This window comes from Arcicella aquatica, assembly GCF_034928825.1.
GTDB lineage: Bacteria > Bacteroidota > Bacteroidia > Cytophagales > Spirosomataceae > Arcicella > Arcicella aquatica.
Genome location: NZ_JAYFUL010000068.1, coordinates 1 through 24,641 on the forward strand (window position 1 = coordinate 1; position 24,641 = coordinate 24,641).

Genomic DNA, 24,641 nt, shown 5'->3' on the forward strand with positions numbered 1-24,641 from the left:
TTTTTAGCAGAAACAAAATACAGAAAAACCCTGAAAATTGCCAATATTGACACTTTTTCGGGGTTATTTTATTTATAATGTATTGATAATCAAATAATTATATTACTAAAGGGAAGCCGAGTTTGTTTGTAAACGAAATAATAGGATTTAAAGCAACAGGGGTTATTGTTCTTTCCACTATATATTACTTCTCAATAGATTATAGATGAAAATCTATTCCATAATCAATTGTCAGCACGCTGTAATATTTCTTTAATTACTTCTTGGTCTATAGCTATTTGAGCTTTCAAGGCTTCTAATCCGCTAAATTTCTGTTCGTTTCTTACTTTTGTAATAAACTCTACTGTTAGTATTTCTCCGTAAATTTCTTTGCTAAAATCAAAAATATTAACTTCTATAGTCTGATATGTTCCATCAACTGTTGGGCGATTACCAATGTTTAGCATTCCTCCAAAAGTTTCATTATTGTAATGCACTTTTACAGCATACACGCCATCAGTGGGTATCAGCTTGGCAATTTCTCTTACTTGGATATTGGCTGTCGGAAAACCAATGGTTCTACCCAGTTGTTTACCTTTAACGATAAGTCCTGTAATAGCATAATTCCTACCCAATAGATGGTCTGCCGACTGAACATTGCCTTCCGATAATGCTTTTCTGATTTTTGAAGAACTTACACCTACATTCTCAATATCCTGACGAGCTATTTCTTCAATAGAAAAGCCATATCTTGAAGCATTGGTTTTTAAATAATCAAAACCACCTTCACGATTTCTACCGAAACGATGGTCATAGCCAATTACAAGCGTTTTGGTGCCAATTGTATCAATAAGAATCTTTTGGATGAATTCCTCTGAGGAAAGTTCAGAAAACTCTCTGGTAAAAGGAATAATCAAAAGGTGTTGTACGCCATTTTGTTCCAAGAGTTCAATCTTCTCGTCGAGGGTTGAAAGTAGTTTGATAGCTTGGGTATCCGAAGAAATCACACTGCGTGGATGAGGATAAAAAGTAATAACCACACTTTCTCCTAGCGTTAGCAAAGCAACTTCATTCAAGCGATTTAATATTTTTTGATGTCCCAGATGTACACCATCAAATGTGCCACTTGTTACAACTGCATTCTCTAATTTCTTGAATTCTTGTATTCCGTGATAAACTTGCATTTTTTATATTAGCTCAGTTATAAGTCCTTTTTATTGATAGGATTGCCAACAGAGTTTTATTCTTTACATTAATACTAAAAACCTAATTACCAATAATTAATCAATTTTCCTTTGTTCAATAAACTCTTGAATGGTAAGTGCATTTTTTACATCAAACTCACCAATTTTTTCCCTCCTAAGCGAACTTAAATAAGCTCCAGATTGGCAAGCCGTCCCGAAATCTCTTACTAAACTTCTGATATACGTGCCCTTTGAACAAACGATTGAAAATTTAATTTCAGGAAAATTACTACTGTCAATCTCAAACTTTGAAATTTCTACTTCTCTTGATTTAATCTCAACATCAGCATCCGTTTTTCCTTTTCGGGCTAATTCGTACAGTCTTTTGCCATTTACCTGTATGGCTGAGTAAATAGGAGGTATTTGTAAAATTTTCCCTTGAAATTTACTCAATGCTTCTTGAAGTACCGCTTCGTTAATATGGTCAATAGGAAATTCTTCGTCAAACTCCGTTTCCAAGTCGATAGAAGGAGTTGTTTTTCCTAACACAAAAGTGCCAGAATACTCTTTTTGTTGTGCCTGAAAAGAATCAATTTGCTTGGTCATTTTGCCTGTACAAAGAATTAATAAGCCTGTAGCCAGTGGGTCAAGCGTACCTGCATGTCCAATTTTTTTAAAACGACCAGCAAATTTTAATTTCTTTACAACGTCAAAAGAAGTCCAAGTAAGGGGTTTATCAATCAATAAAACCTCTCCAGGGTCTGGAGAGGTCTGATTTGGGTTCAATTTTATAGTTTCTTGAGTCATTTTTAATGAGAGCCAGTAGCCGCCAAAACTAGGATGACGATTCCGACAATGATGCGATAAATACCGAAATATTTAAAGCCGTATTTATTTAATACTGTGATAAAAAATTTGATAGCTAAAACAGCAACGATAAATGCTACAAGATTACCGATACCTAAAAGTTTAACTTGTTCTTCTGAAATACTTCCCTCTTCTGAGATAAATTTCAATAATTTATAACCCGTCGCGGCTGCCATCGTGGGTACTGCCAAGAAAAAAGAAAATTCAGCAGCTAATCCTCTGCTTAATTTTTGTTGCATCCCACCCAATATTGTAGCAGCACTTCTGCTCAAGCCCGGAAACATAATGGCCAAACATTGGTACGCTCCAATTTTGATAGCCGTAACATTCGTAATATCTGTTTCTTCGTTAATGATTGGATTTTTGAACCAATTATCTACAAATAATAAAATAATACCACCAACCAACAATACAGTCGCAATGAAAATAGGGTTTCCTAAATGCTCATCAATCAAATCGTCAAATAGTTTTCCGAAAATCAATGCAGGAATAACTGCTAAAGCAAGCTTTACATAAAACTGCCATTTTGAAAAATCAAAAAACTTTTTCCAGTACAACACCACAACTGCTAAAATAGCTCCCAATTGGATGCAAACTTCAAAAAGTTTGGTGAATTTGTCATTTTCAATACCTAAGTAAGAACTCATCAATACCATGTGTCCTGTAGAAGAAATTGGAAGAAACTCTGTTAAACCTTCGATAATAGCAAGAATAATTGCTTGAATTGTTGACATTGATTTAAGGGGTATGTTATTCTAAAATAAATTTACTACTGTAAATCTCTTGATTATTGTTGATTATCACAAGATAAAGCCCTTTTTTCAGGGTCGATAAATCCAAAGAAAATAAATTTTGATTCGATATAGTTTTTTCAAATACTTTATTTCCTAAAAAATCTAAGATTGATACAATGTTAAGCTATTAAATAGTTAGGATATTATAAAATACAGAAGGAATGCTGACCAAGTATCGCTTAAAAAAAACACTTCATTATGCTATTAATCATAGCGTAATGAAGTGTTTTTTTTAGCCAGTAGAATATTCTAATCGTTTTTGATACTTAACTGATTATCTAGAATACTTTTCCAGTCTTGATATATTTCTTTGTAAGCACTAGCTTTTGAAGTATCAGGTTCAATCACCCCAATTTTTTCCATATTCACGAAGGCATCCTTAGGTTGAGCAAAATATTTTACTCCGATACCTGAGCCCAATGCAGCGCCTTTTGCACCATCAGTATCGTATAATTCAACGGCAACGCCTGTAACATTCACTAATGATTGCGAGAAAACCTCACTTAAAAACATATTAGCCTTGCCTGCTCTAATAACAGAAGGAGATGTGCCATTTTCTGCCATAATATCCATGCCGTATTTCAAAGAATAGGCAATACCTTCTTGGGCAGCACGAATAATGTGTGCATTGGTGTGCGCATTAAGATTCAAACGTTGAAAAGTAGCACCAATTACCTTATTTTCTAATACTCTTTCAGCACCATTTCCAAAAGGTAAAACTCTGAGTCCATCGGCTCCTTCACTAACACCAGCAGCAAGGGAATTCATTGCCTGATAACTTAATCCACTAGCTACGTTATCACGAACCCAACGGTTCAGAATACCCGTACCATTGATACACAAAAGCGTCCCTAATCGATTGGCACCGTTCAATTCATGGTTTACATGGGCAAAAGTATTTACCCTTGATTTTGGGTCATAGCTTACTTTGTCTGAAACAGAATAAATTACGCCCGATGTTCCTGCTGTTGCGGCTACTTCTCCGGGGTCTAATACATTCAATGAGAGAGCATTATTAGGTTGGTCGCCCGCTTTATAAGTCACAGGAATACCCGCTTGTAAGCCTAAAGTGTCAGCAACAGAACTTTTTATCTCACCATGATTTGAAAATAAGGGACGAATATCAGGTAAAATAGTTGAAGGAAAACCATAACATTTCATCACGTCTTCTGAAACGCCATTTGTTTGGAAATCCCAAAAGATACCTTCTGAAAGGGCAGAGTTTGACGTAGTGATTTCCCCTGTAAGTTTCATCGCAATAAAATCACCCGGAAGCATAATTTTATAAATTGAGCCATATATTCTCGGTTCATTTTCTTTGACCCAAGCCAATTTAGAAGCAGTAAAGTTTCCTGGAGAATTAAGTAAACTAGCCAAACTTTTTTCATGACCAATTTTATCAAAAGCTTTATTGCCTATTTCGACAGCACGGCTATCGCACCAGATAATTGATGGTCTTAAAACATTCAGGTTTCTATCAACAACGACCAATCCATGCATTTGATACGCTATACCGACCGCTTGAATATCTTTAGGATTATATTTACCAGATGAATTACATCTTTGGATTGCTAATTGAACACAGGTCCACCACATTTCAGGGTCTTGTTCCGCCCAGCCATCATGCGGAGAAGAAATCGTATTTTCTGTATCAGGATATTGTGCTGAGGCAACTAATTTGCCTGTTGAACCATCTACAACAGATGCTTTAATGGATGAGGTACCTAAATCTAAGCCTAAAAGTAACATAGTCGAAGTTTGTATTTATTGAGATTATTGGGTAATTTTTTTTGATTACCTTACACAAAAATATAGAAAAAAATATAAATGTTCTATACTGTTCTAGTTATATTTTATTTTTAACCAAAAATTAAACCAAAACAAAAAATGGAAGAACGCTCACCAGTAATTTCAATAAAGAACCTACAGAAGAGCTATGGCGATCAACAGGTATTAAAAGGTATTAATCTTGACATTTATAAAGGCGAAATCATTGGTTATATCGGGCCAAATGGTGCTGGAAAAAGTACTACGCTAAAAATTTTGATTGGCATACTGGGAGATTTTTCGGGCGAAGTGTCTATTCTGGGCTATGACGTTACTAAAGATGCCATGGAAGTCAAAAAACGCATTGGCTACGTACCCGAAAATGCGATGCTTTATGAAGTTTTAACACCGATGGAGTATTTGCTTTTTATAGGTAGATTATATCACCTTGAAGATGCGCAGATAGAAAAACGTGCCAAAGAATTACTTGGTTTGTTTGGACTGAGTGATGTGGTAGATACAAGAATGAGTACTTTTTCAAAAGGAATGCGCCAAAAAGTATTGTTGATTTCGGGCTTAATTCATAATCCTGAAATTATTTTCTTAGATGAACCTCTTTCTGGACTGGATGCCAACGCTGTAATTTTGGTGAAAGAGATTTTGGCAAAATTAAAAGAAGCTGGTAAGACTATTCTATATTCTTCACATATTATGGATGTTGTTGAAAAACTATCCGACCGTATCGTGATTATCAATAAAGGCGAAGTGGTAGCTAATGGTACTTTTCAAGATTTAAAAGCTCAGGGTTCTAAGCTTTCATTAGAAAGTGTCTTTGGTAGCTTGACAGGCGCTAATGAAGAAAACCAAACCCGTGCTGATGATTTTATTCAAGCTTTATCCTCTCAATAATTATGACAAAGTTTATTCTTCGCATTCTCGATAAACTCCAATGGCTTTTTAAATGGTTGTCTGTTGATTACCCTACTTTAAGAGCCATTGTGGAGGTAAAGCTTATTGCTGAAAATCGTAGGTCGCATGGATTACAAAGAAACCAACAGCAAAAAAAGGAGCAAAGCAATACGTTCTTGAAATCATTATTGCTTCAAGCATTTTTTAGCTTGCTATATGGTTTAATGATACTTTTTATTAAACAGCCAGTATATTTAGTAATGATGCTGAGTTTTGCTTTCATCATGTTTATGGTGGCTTTTAATATGATTTCAGATTTTGCCGAAGTACTTTTTGATACAAGCGATAATGTTATTCTATTACCAAGGCCAGTGGATGGCAAAGTGATTTGGATGGCTCGTTTAATTCATATCATTGTTTTTTTAGGAGCATTAACCTTAGCCAATTCCTTTGGGTCAATCATCTTTACGGCCTATAAATTCGGTTGGCAGGCGGGGGTGCTTTTTGTAGGCTGTGTCGTTCTACTATGCTTGATAACTATTTTTCTAACAAGTATTCTATATTTATTGCTTACCAAAGTAGTATCTGAAGAAAAACTAAAAGATATTATTGGGTATGCGCAAATTGCCTTTTCAGTATTCTTGGCGGTAGGGTATCAGTTTATCGCACGAACTGATAAGCTAATCGGTACATCGACCCAAGAAATTGTCATTAAATGGTGGCACTACATAACCCCTCCAGCGTGGTTTGCAGGCGTAATGGAGGCTTTTATTGAAAAGCACTTCGAGTTGCCTTATATCATTTTCTCGGTCTTGGTCCTGATAGTTCCTTTTGCGGCTTTGTATATTATGAATAATTATTTGTCGCCACTATTTGCCAAAAGTTTGTCTGGTTTAGGCACGCCATCAATCATCGAGGATGAGCGACAAAAGGCTGCTCCCAAAAACAATTTGTTGCATGTACTTTCAAAAGTTTTTACGAAAACTACCTTAGAAAAATCAGCTTTTGAATTAGTCTGGATTATTACTGCACGCGACCGAAAGTTTAAAGTGCGTGCCTATCCGATTTTTGGGATGTTGATTTATTTTATGTACAATTTTTTTACTCAAACTGACAAAGAAGCTTTTAATGTATTGATGGTATTATATTATGCCATGTTTATTATCTGGATTTTTTCACAGCAAATCTATATTTCTGATGATTGGAAGGCTGCTTGGGCATATCGAGTAGCTCCACTGGTTCAGCCAGGAGAGATTTTGTTGGGAGGTCTAAAAGCTGTTTTAGTGAAAGTCGGCATTCCCGTATATATTATTATTGGTGCTGTCGTGATTTATAAGTCTGGCTTTGGCATGATTGATGATATTCTTTTTGCTATGGCAAGTACGCTGCTCTTTATTAGTTTAAATGTGTTTGGAGGCGATTTTTCATTACCATTTTCAATTGAAGTGGTGAATGGAAAGGTAAAAGGGAGTCAATGGATGAAGTTTTTATTCTTGTTTTTTGTGGCACCAATCTTAGGCTTTTTACATTTTTTCATTGCAAAAACGACTTATGGGCTAATAGCATTAACACCCATCTTGTTAATCATTGCTTTACTTTTGTTGAAAGAATACCGAAAAATCAGTTGGGAAAGAATTAAGGATGGTCTTTAAACGAAACAAATTGAAGTGAAATGTAACATAGACAAACATTTCGGAAATAATATCAGATTTAAAAGGCATTGATTTAGAATTCTTTGATGAGTTTTTCTGTAATTTTGAGAACTTTCTTATGAAAGAGGTTTCAAAATGCTTACCACATCAAATAATTTATAACCAATGCCTATACTATTACTAGTTATTTGTTTTTTATTGCTAACTTTTTTAAACTACAATACTTCCTCCACTACTAGCAGAATAGAGTCATTGTTTTTGCCGATTTTGAAATCGGTAATTTTACTTTCCGCTTTTGTAATTTTAAGTGTTGAAGTAGCTTCATTTTTTGATATTCTTACTCCTCAATTTTTTAAAATAGCTTGGTTAGTTTTAGCTATTTTATTGGTCTTTAGGGTTTATTCGCTTAATATTTTTCAACAGCAGTTTAAGAAATATATTGTTACGTTTAATGACCTTTTTAGGGTTAGAGACAAAGAAAGTAAAGTGATTTTGTATGCTGCTATAGTATTGATTCTAATCCCATTACTTTTTTTAAGTATATATTGTCCTCCAAACAATATGGACTCTATGACTTATCATCTTACGAGAGTACAGTTTTGGATACAAAATAAGAATGTAAAGTTTTATCAGACCCAATTTCAATTTCAACTTTTTTATAATGTCTTGTCGGAATACTGGTTGCTTACGACCATTTTATTAAGTGATTCCGATTTGTTTGTTAATGTAATTCAATACTTTTCGATGTTGGGAAGTGCCTTGACAGTGGTTTTAATAACAGGCATTTTTGGTGTTGATTTAAGAAGCAAAGTCTTTGTCTTTATTTTTTGTATTACTTTACCGATAGGTATTCTAGAAAGCACTACAACTCAAAATGATTATCTGTCAGCATATTTCTTTTTAAACTTCCTATATTTTTGTCTACTATTAATTCAGCATAAAAAATTAGAATGGTCATTGATTTTTTGGTGTGTTGCATCAATTATTTTAGGCGGATTTACTAAATATACCGCTTTCCTATTTGCTGTTCCATTTTGTGTATGGTTAACCATTAGTATTATCAAGAACGTAGGTTTATTTAGTGCTATAAAAGTTGGGTTGTTTGCTGTTTTTCTATTCTGTTTGGTATTTTTTCCTTTTTTTTACCGAAACTATCAAACATTTGGCAGTATTTTGTCGCCATTGCCTACATCAACGTTTTATGCTGGTAATGCTTACACTGTAGAACATATTTCTATAGAGGCAACATTATCTACCATGATAAAAAATGCTGGGATACATTTAGGGCTACCTATTACTAGTTATAATCAGCAAATCAAAAATATCGTTGAGAAAGCACATGAACTTTTGCATTATTCGTCTGGAGATCTAAACAGTTCATTAGGTGAATATCAAGCGGTGTTTACCTTGACAGAAGATCGTTCAGGAAACTTTTTTCATTTTTGGATAATCACCTTTGGCTTTGTATTGTTAGGCTTGAGTTTTTTTAGAAAATCGTTCCAGAAATCTCAGAAGTATTATGGTGTAATGGTTTCTTATGCTATCCTATTATTTGTAGGACTTCTTATTTATTCTGCTATTTTCAAATGGCAATGGTTTCATTCAAGAACTCAAATTTCATTTTTCTTAGCTTCTGCTCCATTTTTAGTATTATTATTCAGAAATTTCCTGAAATCTACCGTTCTCTATCGGAGTAGTGTATTCCTATTAGTGTTATTGGCTTTACCCTATGTATATGTAAATCCTAAAAAAACAATATTACCAGTAAGGTATCTAGTGAAAAAAACGTTGGGTTATGTACCAATAGAGCTCGATAATCATATTCCTGCAATACTGAAAAACCCAGTTATTTTAAAATTTTACCATACCAAAGATAATAAGGTTTGGACATTGGATGGAGGTCAAAGTTATTCAACTAAAATAACCATCAACCAGATATTGGCAGATGCTGGATTCTATCATGAAGACATGCTGACTGTTTTTACAGGAACTAGATTTGATAAGTATTTCTTTGGGAATGTATCTCAAAATAATGACTTAGTTAAAATTGCTGAGATACTAGATAAGAACGGAGGAGATAAAACCATTGGTATAGTCTACAAAAGTCATACGATGTTGGTTTATCCTTTTTGGAAACTCCCTCAAACTAATCAAGGAAAGAATACCTTTGAATACATTTATTATTCTAAGGAAATAAAGGATGTTTATAATCAAAATAAGCCTTATCGTTATATTATTTCAACAGTTTCTCCGAAAAAACTAGCCATTTCAGACAACGATATTAAAAAGATATATCGCCTGCAAGACTACTTTTTGATAGAATTGTCAAAGCCTTCAGCAAAAGCGTATTATTGGGAAGAATACAAATTTAAATGATTTACTTTAGGTAAATCTTGTGGAATAAAGGATGTTAAAACTAGAAAATATAGTTAAAAAATATGATGATAAAACAGTTGTCGATAATGTTTCAGTAGAAGTACAAGCAGGTGAAATTTTAGCAATTGTAGGAGAGAGCGGTTCGGGAAAAACTACTTTTTTAAATATCATTTCAGGGAATATAATGCCTGATGAAGGAAAATTATGGTTAAATAACGAGGCACTCAATTTATATTTTAATAGATTAATCAGAGACTTCCCTAATATTAAGCTAGTTCCGCAAGATTATAGATTAAAACCTGAACACAAAATTTGGGAAAATATAGACCTTGCTCTTACTCATTATACCCCTGAATATCGGAAAGAAAGAGTGAAAGAATTATTAGAACTTTGTGGTATTACAGCGGTAAAAGATAAAAAACCAAGGGAAGTTTCGGGCGGAGAAAAGCAAAGAACTGCTATTGCGCGTGCTATTGCTGAAGAACCCTTAGCTTTGCTATTAGACGAACCTTTTAGCAATTTAGACTCGATTAATCGGACAAAATTGCGGTCAAAAATTGTTGAGATTATCAAAAAAGAGCTGATTGCTTGCGTATTAGTAACGCACGACTTATTAGATGCTTTTTTGGTAGCGGATAAAATTGCGATTATGCATCAAGGTAAAATCTTGAAGATAGACACGCCACAAAATATATATGATGAACAAACTGATGAGTACATCAAACATTTTGTTCAGAGTGCCATTGAGCCTATCAAAGTTTTTCAGGAGCGGTATGTTTTGTAAGGGATTATAGAATACGTTCACTCTTTAATATCTTGTACTATTTTAATAAGCTCTTTGATTTCATTATCATTCAGAGATGATCGTTCCGACTTATCATAAATGGAAAGTAAATATAGTTGCTTGTCAGCTACATATACACAAGTAAGAACTCTTGCTCCACCAGATTTCCCTTTGTTTTTACTAGCAATTGAAAGTCTAATTTTATAACAATCATTACCTAATGGAGTACCTTGTTGAGGGTTATCTTTTAAGCTTTCTATAAAACTTATTAATTCATTTTTGAGAGATGGGAATTTCTTAATAAGCCTTTTTGCCTGTCTTTGAAAAGGTAGAATAGGAATTATCTCAAAGCTCATTTAAAAAATCAGTTAAGTTTGGTTTTGAAATTTTCCCTTCTCTAATGAGTTTTACTTCCTCAAATGCTTCCAATAATTCTTGTCTATGCAAAGCTTTTGATTCGTCAGGCAAATGTAACTTTTCACGAATGATATCCCATTCTTGGATTGGAATGAAAACACCCGTAATACTGCCTGTATGGTCAGCTAAATATTGTAAGTTCATATTGTTCGGTAAGTACCTGATTTGGTTTTAAAAATAATGTATTTATAAAGGTTGAATATCATTATAACAAAAATAAACAATAATTTTAAAACTCAACGGTATTTTATAGATTGACTAGCAATGAAGGAGCAGAAAGAAAGGACAAAATTCAATCAACTTTATATCATAACTCAAATGAAATACCTTCAGATTCTTTCTTGTCGGCATATAGAATAATCTCTTCTTTTTTACCATTAACAGTAAATCGAATGGCGGTAGTATTGGCTCCTTCGCTACCCGTATTATTGGCAAAAACTGTTAAGATATTTTTCTGGTTAGGGTTGATTCTCAAAGTCACAATCTTAGATTGCTTCGTAAGTAAATGTTTTTCAAGGATGTATTGACCATTGAAACAAACCGAAACGATGTCACCATCTTCGTTTTCATGGTCAAAAAGTTCGATGTTTAATAGTTCATTACCTACTTTAAAATGATGCTTTATTTTTACTTTTCTCTCCATTTCGCAGTAAATTTTATCAGCTTTCCTACCTAGATATGGTTTTGAGATAGTTTTGATAGGCAGGTTATAAGAAATTTGAAACCCGATGTAGGCACCACTTTCTAAGGCTGAAGTTGAAGCGACCACTTGATTATTAGTAATGCCCGAATAAGTATTCGATACCAGATGTTGTAAGGGAATACCCACTCTGATGCCCATATTCAACGAACGCATATCATTGGCAGGTCGCCAATAAGTTTTACCAATTTCAAAGAAAACCATGTTTGATTGCTGATTGACAACCTTACTTTCTATCCTAAATCCTTGTCCATTAGCCACCCAATCTTCACTTTCTTTGGCAGACTGGCTGAGGAAATTCATCGTTCTGGCACCTACTTCCAAATAATTTCTTACTTCTCCGAGCGCCCTTCTTCCTCTCGACTTAGAGGTATATGTCAAGCTTGCAGAAAAACCAGAATAACTAAGGGTGTTTTGCCAAATACTTGATTCTTTGTTATTTATGACGAAATGATAGGGGTCTTTAATCGAATAGCTACTTGGAGCGCACGTATAATATGCACCAATTTCGGTTTTGAAAATTCTATTATTGTGTAAAAGCTTGGTATAATTAATGCCCAAATCAAAAGAACCAATCAATCCATACAGTGTTGTTTTGCCGTCTTTATTAACGCTAGAATTGATATGTAGGGCAGTAAACGGAAAAGGTGTATAAGAAAATGCTCCTTGCTGATAGCCGTTTGTGATATTATTGCTTTGTGGTAGCCCAAAGGTAAATAACGTAGCCGAAGGATGAATATTAATAGTACTGATACCTTGTTTATTGGAGATTTGAGCATCAAGAACATTAAGCCTTAATAAACACAATAAAAACACAGTAAAGAGCTGTAGAGCAAAAGTTTTCATCTATTAAGTAAGTTTGAGATTATTCAAATTAAATAAAGCTAAAATATTTTAAGTTATACGTGTAAAATAAAGTGCTGTATGTCAAAACTTTAAGTCTTCGTAGAGAACCTCTCAAAGCTCACCACTCAAAGCTCGTAGCTAATAAAATCCTATTTAATTCTTTCAGGATTTTCATTCACGAATGCCCCCCAACCTTTTTTGGTACCCTTGTTCGTTGCCATGATACTATTACCGTGAAAGTGATGGCAAACTGCAATGCCCAACGCATCGGTAGCATCAAACATTTTGGCATCTAGTTTCATTTTTAGCAACTGGTCTAGCATGTGGGCTACTTGTTCTTTGGAAGCATTACCATTGCCCGTTACCGATTGTTTTACCGTCTTAGGGGAATATTCTACAATAGGTATCTCACGAGAAAGTGCCGCTGCCATGACTACCCCTTGGGCTCTGCCTAATTTTAGCATTGATTGTACGTTTTTTCCAAAAAAAGGTGCTTCAATAGCCATCTCATCAGGCATGAATTCTTCAATCACTGAGATGATTCGTTCATATATTTTCTTTAACTTAATTTCCTGCGTGCTATATTTGCTAACATTGATAACGCCATATTGTAAAACTTTTATTTCATTGCGTTGAACCAATATCACCCCATAACCCATAAAACGAGTACCTGGGTCGACGCCTAAAATTATTTTTTCTGTATTATTTACCATTTCTTAGCACAAAAATTTCCGTCTCTGCTTTATCTTTTCATGCAAAATACCAACGAAACAAATCCTAAAACAAGCATTTTATCTGAAAAACTATTTTCATTGTTCAAAACATTGCTTTTCGTCGTGATTGTCTGGATGCTATACAAGGCTTTTGATCAGAAACAGCAAAATATTGATAGTTTGCTATTGGAATGCCAAAAAGCTTTTGTTGTAAAGAATCTATGGAAAGGGCTTTTATTAATACTATTAATTTTTTTTAATTGGGGATTTGAAGCCAAGAAATGGCAACAACTAGCCCTGAAAGTTGAGGAGATTTCGCTAAAAGAAGCCTTCAAGGGAGTATTGATGGGGTTGTCTTTAGGATTTATTACTCCAGCGAACTTAGGAGATTATGCAGGAAGGATGTGGAAGTTTAAACAACAAAAAAGAGCAGAAAGCATAGGCGCTATTCTTTTGGGCAATGGCATTCAGTTTTATATTTCTTTGTTGTTTGGCACCTTATCTTTTGGGTATTTTTTGATTACTAATAACCAAATTATTGCAGGCATCAATGGCATCACAATACTTGTATTAATACTGAGCTTGCTGTTAGGCTTTTTTGCTTACTTAAAACGACATTTATTTTATCTTTTTGTATTAAAAATACCTTATTTGAAAAAGTTCGCACATAGTGTGAAAATCCTAGAATATTTTAGTAACGAGGAGGTAAGAAAGGTTTTTCTATGGGGACTATTGCGTTATTTCACTATCTCGCTACAATTTGTATTGGTACTTTTGATTTTTGAAGTCAAGTTGAATATAATAGATTTATGGACAATCTCATGTTTAATTTTTCTCGTTAAAACCATTGTCCCAGCCATTAATTTTATAGGCGATTTAGGGATTCGAGAATTTTCAGCCATCTACTTTTTTAGTTTTTACCAAGTAAATCATGCGGCCATAATTACCGCCACTTTTGTACTTTGGTTTATCAATATTTTGTTTCCTGTATTAGTAGGAAGTATTTTAGTATTGAAAACAAAGATTCGTTGATTGTTATCAATTAACCAATAACCACATAATTATGCTGTTATTTATCATCTTGATGATTACTGCCTTTTACTTTATTTTCAATCTGATGTTGATTGTTGTTTGGAAAGAAATGAGGGCAAAACATAAAATACCTCCAGTTCAGAGAGATACCAAACTCACTGTGATTGTGCCTGTAAGGAACGAAGCCAATAATATTTTACAGTTACTTCAAGACCTGAATCAACAGACCTATCCATTTGAAAACTTTGAAGTAATTATTGCCAATGATGGTTCAACAGATGACACTGAAAATATCGTATTAGTATTTCAAGAAATCGCTTATTACGAACTCAAAGTGTTAAACCTATTGAATGATAGTAGTGCTTCGCCCAAAAAGAGAGCCATTCAAAAGAGTATAGAAATATCTTCGGGAGAATTATTAATTACCACTGATGGCGATTGTTCTGTATCACGTGATTGGCTCAGTTCAATTCAGCAGTTTTATGAAACAAAACAAGCTAAGTTAATCAGTTCACCCGTTACCTTTACAGAAAAAAATACCTTCTGGAACACTATTCAAATCATAGAATTTGCTAGTTTGATAGGCTCGGGAGCTTGTGCGATGTATCTGAAAAAGCCCAATATGTGCAATGGCGCTAACTTGGCTTATACACGAGAAGTATTTGAAGAAGTAAATGGTTTTGCAGGCAATGAAATGGTGGCTTCTGGAGATGATGAATTTTTGATGCATAAAATTGCCAAAAAATACCCTGATAAAGTATTTTTTAATATGGATGTCGATGCAATAGTAAGAACCACGTCGCAAGAGGATTTATCTCACTTTTACCAACAGAGACGACGTTGGGCAAGCAAGTGGAAACATTATGATAATTGGCAGGTGTCGGCTTTGGCTATCTTTATTTTCTTGGCTAATCTTAGCGTATTAATCGCTTATTATTTGATAAATGAATATTTGGGTATAGGCATTTTGCTCTTGAAATTTTCCGCTGAGTTTTTCTTTTTATCATTAGTCATTACGTTTCTGGGGTATCGAAATAAAATCATTTATATCCCAATTGTGCAATTAATCTATCCATTTTATGTAGTCTTTTTTGGATTATTAGCACAAGGGAAAGGGTATCGTTGGAAGGGTAGAAAATTGCAGTAGAAAAACTTGAAGTAGAGCTTTGAAAGATAGGATGAAAATATTTTGCTAAATAAACTCACGATGAAAAAGATAGCTTTCTTTATAGTAGTCACTATTGTTTTTGTTACACAAACTTTCGCGCAAGTTCTTGAACAAGTGGATTCAAATTTTGATATTTATGTTTTAATGGGACAGTCGAATATGGCTGGGAGGGGCAAAATAACAGAGGAATATCAAAAAGAAGCTAACCCAAATATATTTGTATTAACCAAAGACAATACTTGGGCTGTTGCCAAGCACCCACTTCATTTTGATAAGCCCCAAATAGTGGGTGTAGGCCCTGGATTACAATTTGCTTTAACAATGCTAGAGGTTAGTAAAACTAAAAAGATTGGACTCGTACCTACCGCAGTAGGCGGAACATCAATCAATCTGTGGAAACCCAATGCTTATGATGCTAGTACAAAAACACATCCATTTGATGATGCAGTTCGTCGGATAAAAGAAGCCATGCAGTATGGGGTAATAAAAGGCATTATTTGGTTGCAAGGAGAATCAGATGCTAGTCCTAAAAAATCAGAAAACTATGGTGTCAAATTCAAGACAATGATAGATTCAATAAGAGTATTGGTAAATAATCCAAAACTCCCCGTTATTCTAGGCGAATTAGGACAATACAGACCTGAATATGTTCAATTTAATCATGACGTATTAAAAACAATATCTTCTACCATTTCTAATACGGCTTTGGTTTATTCAAAAGGATTAGTTCACAAAGGTGATACCATACACTTTGATGCTCCATCTGCTGAAATGTCTGGAAAACGTTTTGGGAAGGCTATGATTAAGTTGCAGAAGAAGAATGATAAGATAAAATGAAAAATTATATTGTAATTATTTTGTTAACTTTTTATGCTTAAATAAAGATAATTCCTCAGTAAAAATAAATAAATAATATTTTTTAAAAAAAGTACATACGTATACTTTTTTTGCATTTTTTTCGTTTAGTTTTGCCCTAAATACATTATTAATTAATAAACTACCCGCATGAGAAAACTTTATTCCCTATTAGTATTATTATTTTGTTCAAATTTACTAGCTGCCCAAAAAATTGATTTAGATAAATATCCTATCAAAGTATCATACCTTCAACTTCCTACCAACCCGTTTCCTGAGGATTTTACTACCTTTTCCACAAAGTTTATTGCGAATGGTATTAATTTAAATGATGCTGGATACACAAATCGCGAAAGTGATTTAGAATCTATTTATTTCAAGATAAGTGGCTTTAAAAGAGTTGCTACGGGCGGACACCTATCTATCAAAGTACAAATTGATGGATATGATATGGGTAAACTTGAAGTAGTTAAGAAAGAGGATAAATCAAAAGACAAGGATGGAAAAGAAACAATTTCTATTTCTTACAAATTGACTTTCAAGTATTTGGTTCCGATGAAATATACCATTACCGATTTGAATGGTGTAATTGTTAAAGATGGTTCATTAACTGAAGGAGCTAGCGCTAAAACGTACGAGTCGTCATCTTATAGCACTTCTACCGCCTTAGAAAACTATTGGAAAGAGAATGGTACAACTATAAAAAGAGGTTTGCTTGGAAGCTTTATATCTGAAAAACTCTCAACTTTTGAAGGGAGATTAAATTATGAAATAGGCTATGTCCCTCGTACATATAATGACGTTCTTTGGTCAACAGATTCTCCTAAACATCCCGAAAATGAACAGTTCAAAAAGGTATGTAGCGATGTGAAAACTGCAATGGATGAAATGACCAGCGCAAGACCTTTAAGCTTGGAGAAGGTGAAACCAGCCATTGAATATTTCGAGGGCATCCTAGTGAAATATGCCAAAGACGAAAAACCTGAGCGTAAATTAAGATATGCTGCATGGTTTAACATGGCAACTATTTATTATTGGTTAGAAGACTTTGATAATGCTATTCGTTGTTGCGATGGGCTTGTAGCTAATGACTACGATAAGTCAGATGCTAAGGATATTAAATTGAATAGTGAAAGAATGAAAAAAATATTGTCTGGCTCAATAAAGAGTGCTCACTATGTTCGTGATGTGACTAATGCTGTTGCACCTCCTTTAACGCCATTTCAAGTAGAAGAAGAGAATACACGATTAGGTGCCTTACGAGATAAAGCAATTCAAGAACAAGCCACTAGAGATGTAGCGGTTTCTCAGCAGGCTGTAGCTAGATCAGGCATGGTAGATTTAGATAAGACTGTCAATGCCATCGGTGGAATAATCGGTAAAATTGGTAGTAAAAAAACTGCTATAGTTTTCGATAAGCCGCTTGCTGATTTGATAATTAGTATGAACGAATCGTTAGTGAATTACCAATTAATTAGCAAATCGTTAAGTATTAATGGTTGTTCTATTAATTCCTCTCTTTTTATGAAAACACAAGTAGAAAGTTTTCAAAAGCAATTCAATAGTGTCGGAGGAAGTCTTGATAAACAATCTTCAAACAAAATGAAATCATTGCTTAATGTGTATGGTGATTTAACATCTAAAGATGTCATGGCAGCTCTTATGATTACATCAAACCCTGTAAAAATGCAGAGCTTACTGGTTGAACCTAATAAGATATTAAAAGATATGACATATGATTGTCTAGACTTAGTGTTGAACAAGAATCAGGATAAAAAGAATATACTAATGTCTCTGGCCGAGGTACAAAAAATGTTGAACTATGGCACTTATGGATTTTTCAAGGAAGAGAATTGTAACAATCAGGCCTATGAATTAGCAAAAGAAGGCTTTAGTAAGTTAAAAGCTGTAGCTGGAAGTTCTAAATTATCTGAAGAATTAATAGGAGATTTTAACCAATTAATTAGTGTTTATTCGCCTCTTTTTCAAAGTGATAAAAACTTGATTAAAGAACCCACTAATACTGCATTAGTAGAAAGTATCAACAAAAACAACTACCCATCATTTGTTTTAAAACTATTACAAACTCAATAATAATATGTTAAAATGGTTCTGCATTTTTTCGGCGTTCACAATTTTTATCTCGTCGTGTGTCGTTAGGCAACCAAATGCCAATCAGGTTAGTTTTGTTTCAGAAGAGAACACAGGATTAATAAGAGTCCATGTGGCTGGAATTGGCAAGAATCTTCCTGAAATAGAGCAAGATGCTAAAACCAAAGTGTTTGAAAGCATTTTGTTTGTTGGTCTTCCATCGTCTTCTACAGAGGCATATCGTTTACCAATGGTTGAAAATAAAGCAGAAATGCAAACCCATCCTGCTTTAAAAATATTCTTTAATAATAAAGAGTATGATCAATTCATTACTCGAGTAGATAGGCTTGAATATCTAAAACAAAGAGTAACGGGAGGTGGCAGAGTCCTTAATTTTAACATTACGGTTAACCATACAGCACTGAGACGCTACATGGAACAAAATCAAGTAATTAGAAAATTTGGATATTAATCAAAATAAATATCCAAGTTTAATTCCCTAGAATTTTCCACTGATGATTATGTGTAAAAAAATAAGCTTAATAATATTCCTAAGTTTTGTTGCTATGGCTGGTTTTGCTCAGAATAAGACTGATGTTAAAACAAATGAAACGCCTAGTTCAGAAAAAAATGTAATTGTAAGACCAACGATTATGGTTTTCCCATTTTTTAAAGAAGGACAAAACATCCGTACGCTAGTAGAAGATGATGTGAATACTAGGTTAGTAATGGCGAAAGTGAAAGAGGCTTTTGATAAAAGAGGATACTCTACTATCGACTTTTTGTCGAAAGTAAGAAATTTAGCAGTGAATGAAGTATTGAATAGTGAAGCCCAAAGTGACTTGAAAACTCAAATTATTCAATCGTCTGGGGCTGATATTTGTGTGGAAGTAGAATATAGCTTCCTCGAATCAAATAGTGGGAATGAAGTAAAACTGATATTGAATTCTTATGAAGCCTCAACCTCGTCAACTTTATCAAATAAAGTAGGGTTCTCAGGTAAATTTTACTCGCAAGACATCGGGAAATTAGCTGCCAGAGCCAATGACTCAGTCATAGAAGATTTTCTGAATGTGATGCAACAAAAGTTTACTGACATTATAGAAAACGGTCGATATCTTTCATTAGAGTTTAACTTAGCAGCTTCTGCTGATATAAAAATGAGTAGTGAAGTAACCAACGAAAAGCTACCACTTTCAGATGCGTTAGAATTATGGGTTGCAGAACATACAAAAAATTATCACATTCAGGGAGTAACAGATTTAAAAGTACTGTTTGATGTTATCAGAGTACCTAGATTAGATGCAAGTGGTAAAATGCTTACTACAACAAGGTATTCTCTTGATATTTTTAGATTTTGTAACACGTTGTTTCCTTCAGAAAAACCAGACAAAAAACTAAAAGTTGAACGACTGATAAAAGGAAATACCATCTTTATAACATTCAAATAATAAGTCTAGCATATCTTATGAATAAAATTATACTTTTTTCAATATTGTTTTTGTCAACATTTTCATTGGTAGCTCAAAATGAAAAAATTACTGTCGGCATAACCTATTTTACATATCCTTCTTATCATGAGAAAAACTATGTTGAGCAAATCAACGAAATTGTAGCCAATGAATTTGTGAAAGCAGGGAGATTCACTGTGGTAGATCGTACAAAACTTCAGGCTATTAAAGCCGAGCAGGAACTTCAGAAAACAGAAGATTTCCTTGATAGCAAAGTAATAGAGCAAGGTAAAACATTAGGCGCAAAATACATCGTAACAGGACAGTTAGTAAGCGTAGCTACGACAAGTTCGTATTCAGTTGAATTTAAAAAATATCAGTATTCAGCATCTATTTTGGTGTCTGTTAAGTTGATTGATGTTGAAACCAGTGAAGTAGTTCAAGCAGAAACGTTTGGACGTGGTTCTTCTAACGCATCTGTTGAAGGAGGTTTCTTTAAACAATTAATGAATTCATCATGTGATGTTGCTGGAAATGGTAATTCTACTGATGAAGCATTGCGTAATGCTATGACTAATCTAAGTTGTGGATTGAAAAACTGGATAAAAAGAGTTTTTCCCACGATGGTATCTGTCGTAGAAGTTCAAGAAACACATAAAAAGAAAGGTGCTGTTAAAATATTAATAGCTGGAGGTTCTGGTATTGGTCTTAGCACAAGAAAAGAATTATCAATCATTGAATTTTTAAAAGTTGTTGTAGATGGCAATGAATTAATCAGGAAAAAGGAAATTGGGAAAGTAGAAGTGATAAAAGTGGAGGATGAAAATTTTGCTATTTGTGAAGTAAAGGAAGGTGGTATAGAAATAAAAGATAGGATAGACAAAGGAATAGTACTGAAAGCTTTTGTTAAATAATGTTCAATTTGTTTAAAATTTAAAAGTGCATCTATCACTATGAAAAGATACTTTAGTAATTCATTTGTTCATTTTATTGTATTGTTCTTAAGTTCTTTATTAACAGGTTTTGGACAATCTAATAATATCAGTTTTGCCTTAGTAATGCCTGAGGAAGTAGATGGGGGGCTTAGTAATACCCACCTCCGAAGATTGCATGATAATTTAATAGATGTACTAACTCAGAATGGAATTGCTTCATTAAATATTCAAAATAACTTAGTGTTATATCCTGTCATCAAATTGTATAATCAGCAAACTGTGAATGCTGGGGTACAAAATATTACGGTCGTTGAAGCAGACTTAAGTTTGTATGTAAAACAGCTAGATAATAAGTTAATCTTTTCTTCAATTACAAAAAAAATGAAGGGGAGCGGGAAAACTTATGATTTAGCTTTGAACAACATGATTTCGAATGCCAAACTAGATGAACCGAATGTAGTTGGGTTTCTAGATAAAGCAAAGCAAAAAGCCATAACTTATTACAATCAAAGATGTTCTAGTATTATTACTCAAGCTGAGCAAATGATGAAAATGAATAGATACGAAGAGGCTTTGGTTAGTTTATTAAGCGTTCCTTCTGAAGTTGATTGTTATCAACAAGCAAACACTAAAGCAGTAGAAGCATTTAAGTTATATCAAAATCAAAATTGTAATCAAATGCTTTTGAATGCGAAGGCAAAGATTGCGAATCGTCAATTTGAAGAAGGACTAAATATCATAGCTATGATTGACCCATCTTCGTCATGCAAGGCAGAGGCATTACAGGTAATTCAGCAAGCAAGCGGGCAAGTTGAAGCAGATAATAAACGTAAATGGGATTTATTAAATAAAATCTTTATGGATTCTGCTGAGATAGAAAAGCGTCGTTTAGATTTGATGAGTCAATTCTTGATTAGCCGCTCAATGAATCTTCCACATTACTATTACCAAAATGTTACTCGTTAAATTACATCTTAATGAAGCTGTTTAAACTTTTCCTTTTGGGTTAAACTAAGTCTTTTAGAATAGCTTGTTCCAAAATTTACTCAACGTAGCGATGCTATGCTTCGCAAATTTTGAAAAAATCAATTCAAAAATACAATACTTTTACCTCAGAAACGAAAGTTTAAACAGCTTCTATATTAAAATTATTATGAAAAAGATTAATACAATTTTATGCATTCTGTTAATTTTATTTGTTTTTACCAGTAAAGCACAAACACCGTTTAAGGAAGTAAATTGGTCTGAGACTAAAATACCGGGATTTATTATCAATAAGGATGCCTCTAAGATTGAGGTGATTTTTGATACCTATATACGCACTTCAATTCGTGAGATTGGTTATGGAGATGTAGTTTATATAGAAAAGGGAGGCTCAAAAATTATGAGGTCGGTACCTAAAGAATGTATTGGGTTTCAAATAAATGATAAATTATTTGAGAAGGTTGACTTTAATGATGTGAAAGGTGGAAAGAGCCTGAAATTTATGCAGCCTTTATTAAAAGGGAAAATCAATTTATATATGTATATTTATTATTCGTCTTCAGTGATAGAAAATGGAGAAACTAAGTCTGGAAACTTTTATAGTTACTCTTATTTTTTACGCAAAAGTGCTACTAACGAAGCGATAATGATTGGTGCGTTTAGTAAATTAAATGATTTACAAGCTTTAATAAATGATAATGCAACTGTCTCTAAAAAATATCAGGATAAAGAATATAATAATGCTGAAGTAAAAGAAGGCGTAATTAAAAATATTGATTTGATTAAAATGATTACCGATTATAACTCGGCGAATTAATTTTACTACTTATTGTTGCAAATCCCTCTTAAAGGCTTGTAAGCTATTTAGGAGGGATTTTACTTTATCTAATACCAATAAAATGCCTAAATTGCATACATTCTGCTTGACAACTAATAAACAAACTCATGTTTATCCATAAAACCAATTTCTTGATGCGGGCTTTTTATCCAGATTTTGTCTGGAAAGTAAAGAATGCAGAAAAAGCAATTTATCTTACTTTTGACGATGGTCCTATTCCTGAGGTAACAGAATTTGTATTGGATGAGTTAGCTAAATTTCAGGCGAAAGCTACATTTTTTTGTATTGGTGATAATATCAAAAAACATCCAGAGGTATTTAAAAAAGTTGTAGCCCAAGGACATTCTATTGGCAATCATACCTTCAATCATTTAAAAGGCTGGAAGACCGAGGACGAACTTTATTTCCAAAATTTTCAAGAATGCGAAACCATTATTGAAAAAAACGACTATTATTCTTCGGTACAAAACACGGTGCTAGCAAAGAAAAAGTTTCGCCCACCTTATGGACGTATCAAGAAAAGTCAGGCAAAAGATATTTTACCAAGTCACGACATTGTAATGTGGGATGTACTTTCTGGTGACTTTTCTAAGGATTTATCACCTGATAAAGTCTTGCAGAAAACGATACGGTATACAGAAAGTGGTTCGATAATATTATTTCACGATAGTATCAAAGCCAATAAAAATATGTCTTATGCTTTGCCAAGAGTATTATCACATTTCTCAGAAAAAGGTTTTACTTTTAAGGCATTATAAAACGAATGTCATATTTACCTTTCCTGAATGAAGATTTCCTCAAGACCAAATGTAACTGTCTGGATTGCGGCCAGAAATGAAGAAAATACTATTTTGAAATGTCTTCAATCAATAGCAAACCTCCATTATCTCATAGAAAACCTGCAAGTATTAATCGGCAATGATCAGTCTGAAGACCAAACCAAAGTTTTGGTTGAAGGTTTCATTAAAGAAAAACCCCATTTTCAACTTATTGATATTCAGAAGGTAATTAATCACCAACGTGGTAAAGCGAATGTATTAGCAAATTTATACGAGTATTCAACGGGTAAATATTTCTTGATTTGCGACGCAGATGTGACCGTAAACCCTGATTGGGTAGAAGGGATGATTGCTAATTTTGAAGCTAATGAACTGATAGGACATCAAGTAGGAATTACTGATATTAAAGGCACTAATATGTGGCATCATTTCCAGTCTATCGACTGGCTTCATGCGCTTACACTATTAAAAATAGCCGCTGATTTAAAAATTCCGTTAACAGGTTTGGGCAATAATTCAGCCGTCACTCGCAAAGCTTACGAAGCTACTGGTGGTTATGCCAAAATTCCTTTTTCCATTACTGAAGACTTTGCTTTGTTTCATGAAGTAGTCAAAAAAGGTTTTGGTTTTAAGAATACGATTAATCGAGCAGTGTTTAATCAGACCCTCCCGATGATTAATTTGAAAGAATTTCTTCATCAAAGAAAACGCTGGATGGTCGGAGCGTTGCAATGTCCGTGGTGGATTGTGACACTACTTTTTCTGCAAGCCCTATTACTTCCAATTTTATTAATTGTGGGTTTATCCTTTTCTTGGAAACTAGCAGGAATTCTTTGGTTGATTAAATGGCTTAATCAAAGTTTTACAGTTTTACCAACAATTTTGAAATTAAGGCGATTTCACCTGATAAAACACTTAATTTTGTATGAAATCTATGCAAATTGTTGGCAATTAACCATGATTCTATTTTATTACTCACCCGTGGCGGTAGATTGGAAAGGAAGAATTTATAAGTGAGGAGGTCCTTATTTTTGAGTTTTGAGTGATGAGTTTTGAGTTGTGTTTTGTGTTTGCCTAAAATAGGTTGCCCTGTGTTTTGAAAATAAATGTCCTATTTTATCACTAGCGGGGTGATTTAAGACCTATTGATTATCCACAAGTATATAAATAACTGATAATCAGGGTGTTTATTCCTAGCGAGGGACTTAAGTCCCTCGCTAGGAATAAGAGCTTCACGTAGTCGGGCTGTGACATGAGGTGACCAAAGCTCGGTTTGAAAGGCGATTTGAACCAATTTTATCAATAGTCACATCATCATTTTAAATTTTTAAAAGATGTTGGTAATTGTCAGGAATTAATTCCCCCGCTAGTGATAAAATTACAAGCTCTTTACAAAAACAAATGTGCTTGCCTAAAATAGGTTGACATAAATTTCAACTTATTTATGAGCAAATCGAAATCAGATTCTAAAAAAAGTACAAGTTTAAAAATTCGTCAACGACGTATTTTTAGTGAATCAT

At 33.7% G+C, this 24,641-nt stretch carries 24 protein-coding genes; 15 read left to right on the plus strand and 9 right to left on the minus strand.

Features of this window, described 5'->3' with window-relative positions; genetic code table 11:
* Positions 1-224: 224 nt before the first annotated feature.
* From VB264_RS23465 to VB264_RS23480, 5 genes are all read right to left on the minus strand, one after another.
* Positions 225-1,163: a bifunctional riboflavin kinase/FAD synthetase gene (locus VB264_RS23465; protein ID WP_323253592.1), complete on the minus strand. Its 939-nt coding sequence runs from the start codon at positions 1,161-1,163 to the stop codon at positions 225-227.
* 96 nt (positions 1,164-1,259) lie between these two features.
* Positions 1,260-1,970, minus strand: a complete 711-nt coding sequence (gene truB, locus VB264_RS23470; protein WP_323253594.1) for a tRNA pseudouridine(55) synthase TruB — start codon at positions 1,968-1,970, stop codon at positions 1,260-1,262.
* Between the two features lie 2 nt (positions 1,971-1,972).
* A complete protein-coding gene (locus VB264_RS23475; RefSeq protein ID WP_323253596.1) occupies positions 1,973-2,764 on the minus strand; it encodes an undecaprenyl-diphosphate phosphatase in 792 nt (263 codons plus the stop codon).
* 16 nt (positions 2,765-2,780) lie between these two features.
* The gene (locus VB264_RS25150; RefSeq protein WP_407654671.1) at positions 2,781-2,942 is read right to left on the minus strand and encodes a T9SS type A sorting domain-containing protein; all 162 of its coding nucleotides are present in this window, start codon (positions 2,940-2,942) and stop codon (positions 2,781-2,783) included.
* Between the two features lie 131 nt (positions 2,943-3,073).
* The gene (locus VB264_RS23480) at positions 3,074-4,573 is read right to left on the minus strand and encodes a xylulokinase (protein ID WP_323253598.1); all 1,500 of its coding nucleotides are present in this window, start codon (positions 4,571-4,573) and stop codon (positions 3,074-3,076) included.
* Positions 4,574-4,711: 138 nt separating this feature from the next.
* Here VB264_RS23480 and VB264_RS23485 point away from each other — a divergent pair, with 138 nt between their 5' ends.
* From VB264_RS23485 to VB264_RS23500, 4 genes are all read left to right on the plus strand, one after another.
* A complete protein-coding gene (locus VB264_RS23485) occupies positions 4,712-5,500 on the plus strand; it encodes an ABC transporter ATP-binding protein (protein WP_323253600.1) in 789 nt (262 codons plus the stop codon).
* Between the two features lie 2 nt (positions 5,501-5,502).
* Entirely contained in the window at positions 5,503-7,152 is a 1,650-nt protein-coding gene (locus VB264_RS23490; RefSeq protein ID WP_323253602.1) for a hypothetical protein, read from the plus strand.
* A gap of 165 nt (positions 7,153-7,317) precedes the next feature.
* Positions 7,318-9,528, plus strand: coding sequence for a hypothetical protein (locus VB264_RS23495; RefSeq protein WP_323253604.1), 2,211 nt, complete (start codon positions 7,318-7,320; stop codon positions 9,526-9,528).
* Positions 9,529-9,559: 31 nt separating this feature from the next.
* Positions 9,560-10,312, plus strand: a complete 753-nt coding sequence (locus VB264_RS23500) for an ABC transporter ATP-binding protein (RefSeq protein WP_309919069.1) — start codon at positions 9,560-9,562, stop codon at positions 10,310-10,312.
* 17 nt (positions 10,313-10,329) lie between these two features.
* Here VB264_RS23500 and VB264_RS23505 read toward each other — a convergent pair whose 3' ends face one another.
* From VB264_RS23505 to ruvC, 4 genes are all read right to left on the minus strand, one after another.
* Entirely contained in the window at positions 10,330-10,668 is a 339-nt protein-coding gene (locus tag VB264_RS23505) for a type II toxin-antitoxin system RelE/ParE family toxin (RefSeq protein ID WP_323253607.1), read from the minus strand.
* On the minus strand, positions 10,658-10,873 hold the full coding sequence (locus tag VB264_RS23510; RefSeq protein ID WP_309919075.1) for a hypothetical protein: 216 nt from the start codon (positions 10,871-10,873) through the stop codon (positions 10,658-10,660). Before VB264_RS23510 ends, VB264_RS23505 begins: the two co-directional genes overlap by 11 nt.
* A 163-nt stretch (positions 10,874-11,036) precedes the next feature.
* Complete coding sequence (locus tag VB264_RS23515; RefSeq protein ID WP_323253610.1) at positions 11,037-12,275, minus strand: hypothetical protein; 1,239 nt, start codon at positions 12,273-12,275, stop codon at positions 11,037-11,039.
* A 149-nt stretch (positions 12,276-12,424) separates the two neighbouring features.
* Positions 12,425-12,988, minus strand: coding sequence for a crossover junction endodeoxyribonuclease RuvC (gene ruvC / locus VB264_RS23520; RefSeq protein WP_309919081.1), 564 nt, complete (start codon positions 12,986-12,988; stop codon positions 12,425-12,427).
* A gap of 39 nt (positions 12,989-13,027) precedes the next feature.
* Here ruvC and VB264_RS23525 point away from each other — a divergent pair, with 39 nt between their 5' ends.
* The 11 genes from VB264_RS23525 to VB264_RS23575 all read left to right on the plus strand — a co-directional run bounded on the left by VB264_RS23525 (position 13,028) and on the right by VB264_RS23575 (position 24,138).
* Positions 13,028-14,020: a lysylphosphatidylglycerol synthase domain-containing protein gene (locus tag VB264_RS23525; RefSeq protein WP_323253613.1), complete on the plus strand. Its 993-nt coding sequence runs from the start codon at positions 13,028-13,030 to the stop codon at positions 14,018-14,020.
* A 31-nt stretch (positions 14,021-14,051) separates the two neighbouring features.
* Positions 14,052-15,167, plus strand: a complete 1,116-nt coding sequence (locus tag VB264_RS23530; protein WP_323253615.1) for a glycosyltransferase — start codon at positions 14,052-14,054, stop codon at positions 15,165-15,167.
* A 60-nt stretch (positions 15,168-15,227) separates the two neighbouring features.
* On the plus strand, positions 15,228-16,025 hold the full coding sequence (locus VB264_RS23535) for a sialate O-acetylesterase (protein ID WP_323253617.1): 798 nt from the start codon (positions 15,228-15,230) through the stop codon (positions 16,023-16,025).
* A 168-nt stretch (positions 16,026-16,193) separates the two neighbouring features.
* Positions 16,194-18,137 (plus strand): tetratricopeptide repeat protein, encoded by a 1,944-nt coding sequence (locus VB264_RS23540; RefSeq protein ID WP_323253619.1) that lies wholly within the window; start codon positions 16,194-16,196, stop codon positions 18,135-18,137.
* Positions 18,138-18,141: 4 nt separating this feature from the next.
* Positions 18,142-18,606: a hypothetical protein gene (locus tag VB264_RS23545; RefSeq protein ID WP_309919096.1), complete on the plus strand. Its 465-nt coding sequence runs from the start codon at positions 18,142-18,144 to the stop codon at positions 18,604-18,606.
* A gap of 49 nt (positions 18,607-18,655) precedes the next feature.
* On the plus strand, positions 18,656-19,585 hold the full coding sequence (locus VB264_RS23550) for a DUF6175 family protein (RefSeq protein ID WP_323253622.1): 930 nt from the start codon (positions 18,656-18,658) through the stop codon (positions 19,583-19,585).
* A gap of 17 nt (positions 19,586-19,602) precedes the next feature.
* A complete protein-coding gene (locus tag VB264_RS23555; RefSeq protein WP_323253624.1) occupies positions 19,603-20,499 on the plus strand; it encodes a CsgG/HfaB family protein in 897 nt (298 codons plus the stop codon).
* A gap of 39 nt (positions 20,500-20,538) precedes the next feature.
* Entirely contained in the window at positions 20,539-21,486 is a 948-nt protein-coding gene (locus tag VB264_RS23560) for a hypothetical protein (protein WP_323253626.1), read from the plus strand.
* 187 nt (positions 21,487-21,673) lie between these two features.
* Positions 21,674-22,321: a hypothetical protein gene (locus tag VB264_RS23565; protein WP_309919106.1), complete on the plus strand. Its 648-nt coding sequence runs from the start codon at positions 21,674-21,676 to the stop codon at positions 22,319-22,321.
* Positions 22,322-22,449: 128 nt separating this feature from the next.
* Complete coding sequence (locus VB264_RS23570; protein ID WP_323253628.1) at positions 22,450-23,100, plus strand: polysaccharide deacetylase family protein; 651 nt, start codon at positions 22,450-22,452, stop codon at positions 23,098-23,100.
* 27 nt (positions 23,101-23,127) lie between these two features.
* Positions 23,128-24,138: a glycosyltransferase gene (locus VB264_RS23575; protein WP_323253630.1), complete on the plus strand. Its 1,011-nt coding sequence runs from the start codon at positions 23,128-23,130 to the stop codon at positions 24,136-24,138.
* Positions 24,139-24,641: the final 503 nt, after the last annotated feature.

Coding starts and splice junctions, on each gene's coding strand:
- VB264_RS23465 (WP_323253592.1), bottom strand. CDS start 1,163: ATGCAAGTTTATCACGGAATACAAGAATTCAAGAAATTAGAGAATGCA.
- truB (WP_323253594.1), bottom strand. CDS start 1,970: ATGACTCAAGAAACTATAAAATTGAACCCAAATCAGACCTCTCCAGAC.
- VB264_RS23475 (WP_323253596.1), bottom strand. CDS start 2,764: ATGTCAACAATTCAAGCAATTATTCTTGCTATTATCGAAGGTTTAACA.
- VB264_RS23480 (WP_323253598.1), bottom strand. CDS start 4,573: ATGTTACTTTTAGGCTTAGATTTAGGTACCTCATCCATTAAAGCATCT.
- VB264_RS23485 (WP_323253600.1), top strand. CDS start 4,712: ATGGAAGAACGCTCACCAGTAATTTCAATAAAGAACCTACAGAAGAGC.
- VB264_RS23490 (WP_323253602.1), top strand. CDS start 5,503: ATGACAAAGTTTATTCTTCGCATTCTCGATAAACTCCAATGGCTTTTT.
- VB264_RS23495 (WP_323253604.1), top strand. CDS start 7,318: ATGCCTATACTATTACTAGTTATTTGTTTTTTATTGCTAACTTTTTTA.
- VB264_RS23500 (WP_309919069.1), top strand. CDS start 9,560: ATGTTAAAACTAGAAAATATAGTTAAAAAATATGATGATAAAACAGTT.
- VB264_RS23505 (WP_323253607.1), bottom strand. CDS start 10,668: ATGAGCTTTGAGATAATTCCTATTCTACCTTTTCAAAGACAGGCAAAA.
- VB264_RS23510 (WP_309919075.1), bottom strand. CDS start 10,873: ATGAACTTACAATATTTAGCTGACCATACAGGCAGTATTACGGGTGTT.
- VB264_RS23515 (WP_323253610.1), bottom strand. CDS start 12,275: ATGAAAACTTTTGCTCTACAGCTCTTTACTGTGTTTTTATTGTGTTTA.
- ruvC (WP_309919081.1), bottom strand. CDS start 12,988: ATGGTAAATAATACAGAAAAAATAATTTTAGGCGTCGACCCAGGTACT.
- VB264_RS23525 (WP_323253613.1), top strand. CDS start 13,028: ATGCAAAATACCAACGAAACAAATCCTAAAACAAGCATTTTATCTGAA.
- VB264_RS23530 (WP_323253615.1), top strand. CDS start 14,052: ATGCTGTTATTTATCATCTTGATGATTACTGCCTTTTACTTTATTTTC.
- VB264_RS23535 (WP_323253617.1), top strand. CDS start 15,228: ATGAAAAAGATAGCTTTCTTTATAGTAGTCACTATTGTTTTTGTTACA.
- VB264_RS23540 (WP_323253619.1), top strand. CDS start 16,194: ATGAGAAAACTTTATTCCCTATTAGTATTATTATTTTGTTCAAATTTA.
- VB264_RS23545 (WP_309919096.1), top strand. CDS start 18,142: ATGTTAAAATGGTTCTGCATTTTTTCGGCGTTCACAATTTTTATCTCG.
- VB264_RS23550 (WP_323253622.1), top strand. CDS start 18,656: ATGTGTAAAAAAATAAGCTTAATAATATTCCTAAGTTTTGTTGCTATG.
- VB264_RS23555 (WP_323253624.1), top strand. CDS start 19,603: ATGAATAAAATTATACTTTTTTCAATATTGTTTTTGTCAACATTTTCA.
- VB264_RS23560 (WP_323253626.1), top strand. CDS start 20,539: ATGAAAAGATACTTTAGTAATTCATTTGTTCATTTTATTGTATTGTTC.
- VB264_RS23565 (WP_309919106.1), top strand. CDS start 21,674: ATGAAAAAGATTAATACAATTTTATGCATTCTGTTAATTTTATTTGTT.
- VB264_RS23570 (WP_323253628.1), top strand. CDS start 22,450: ATGTTTATCCATAAAACCAATTTCTTGATGCGGGCTTTTTATCCAGAT.
- VB264_RS23575 (WP_323253630.1), top strand. CDS start 23,128: ATGAAGATTTCCTCAAGACCAAATGTAACTGTCTGGATTGCGGCCAGA.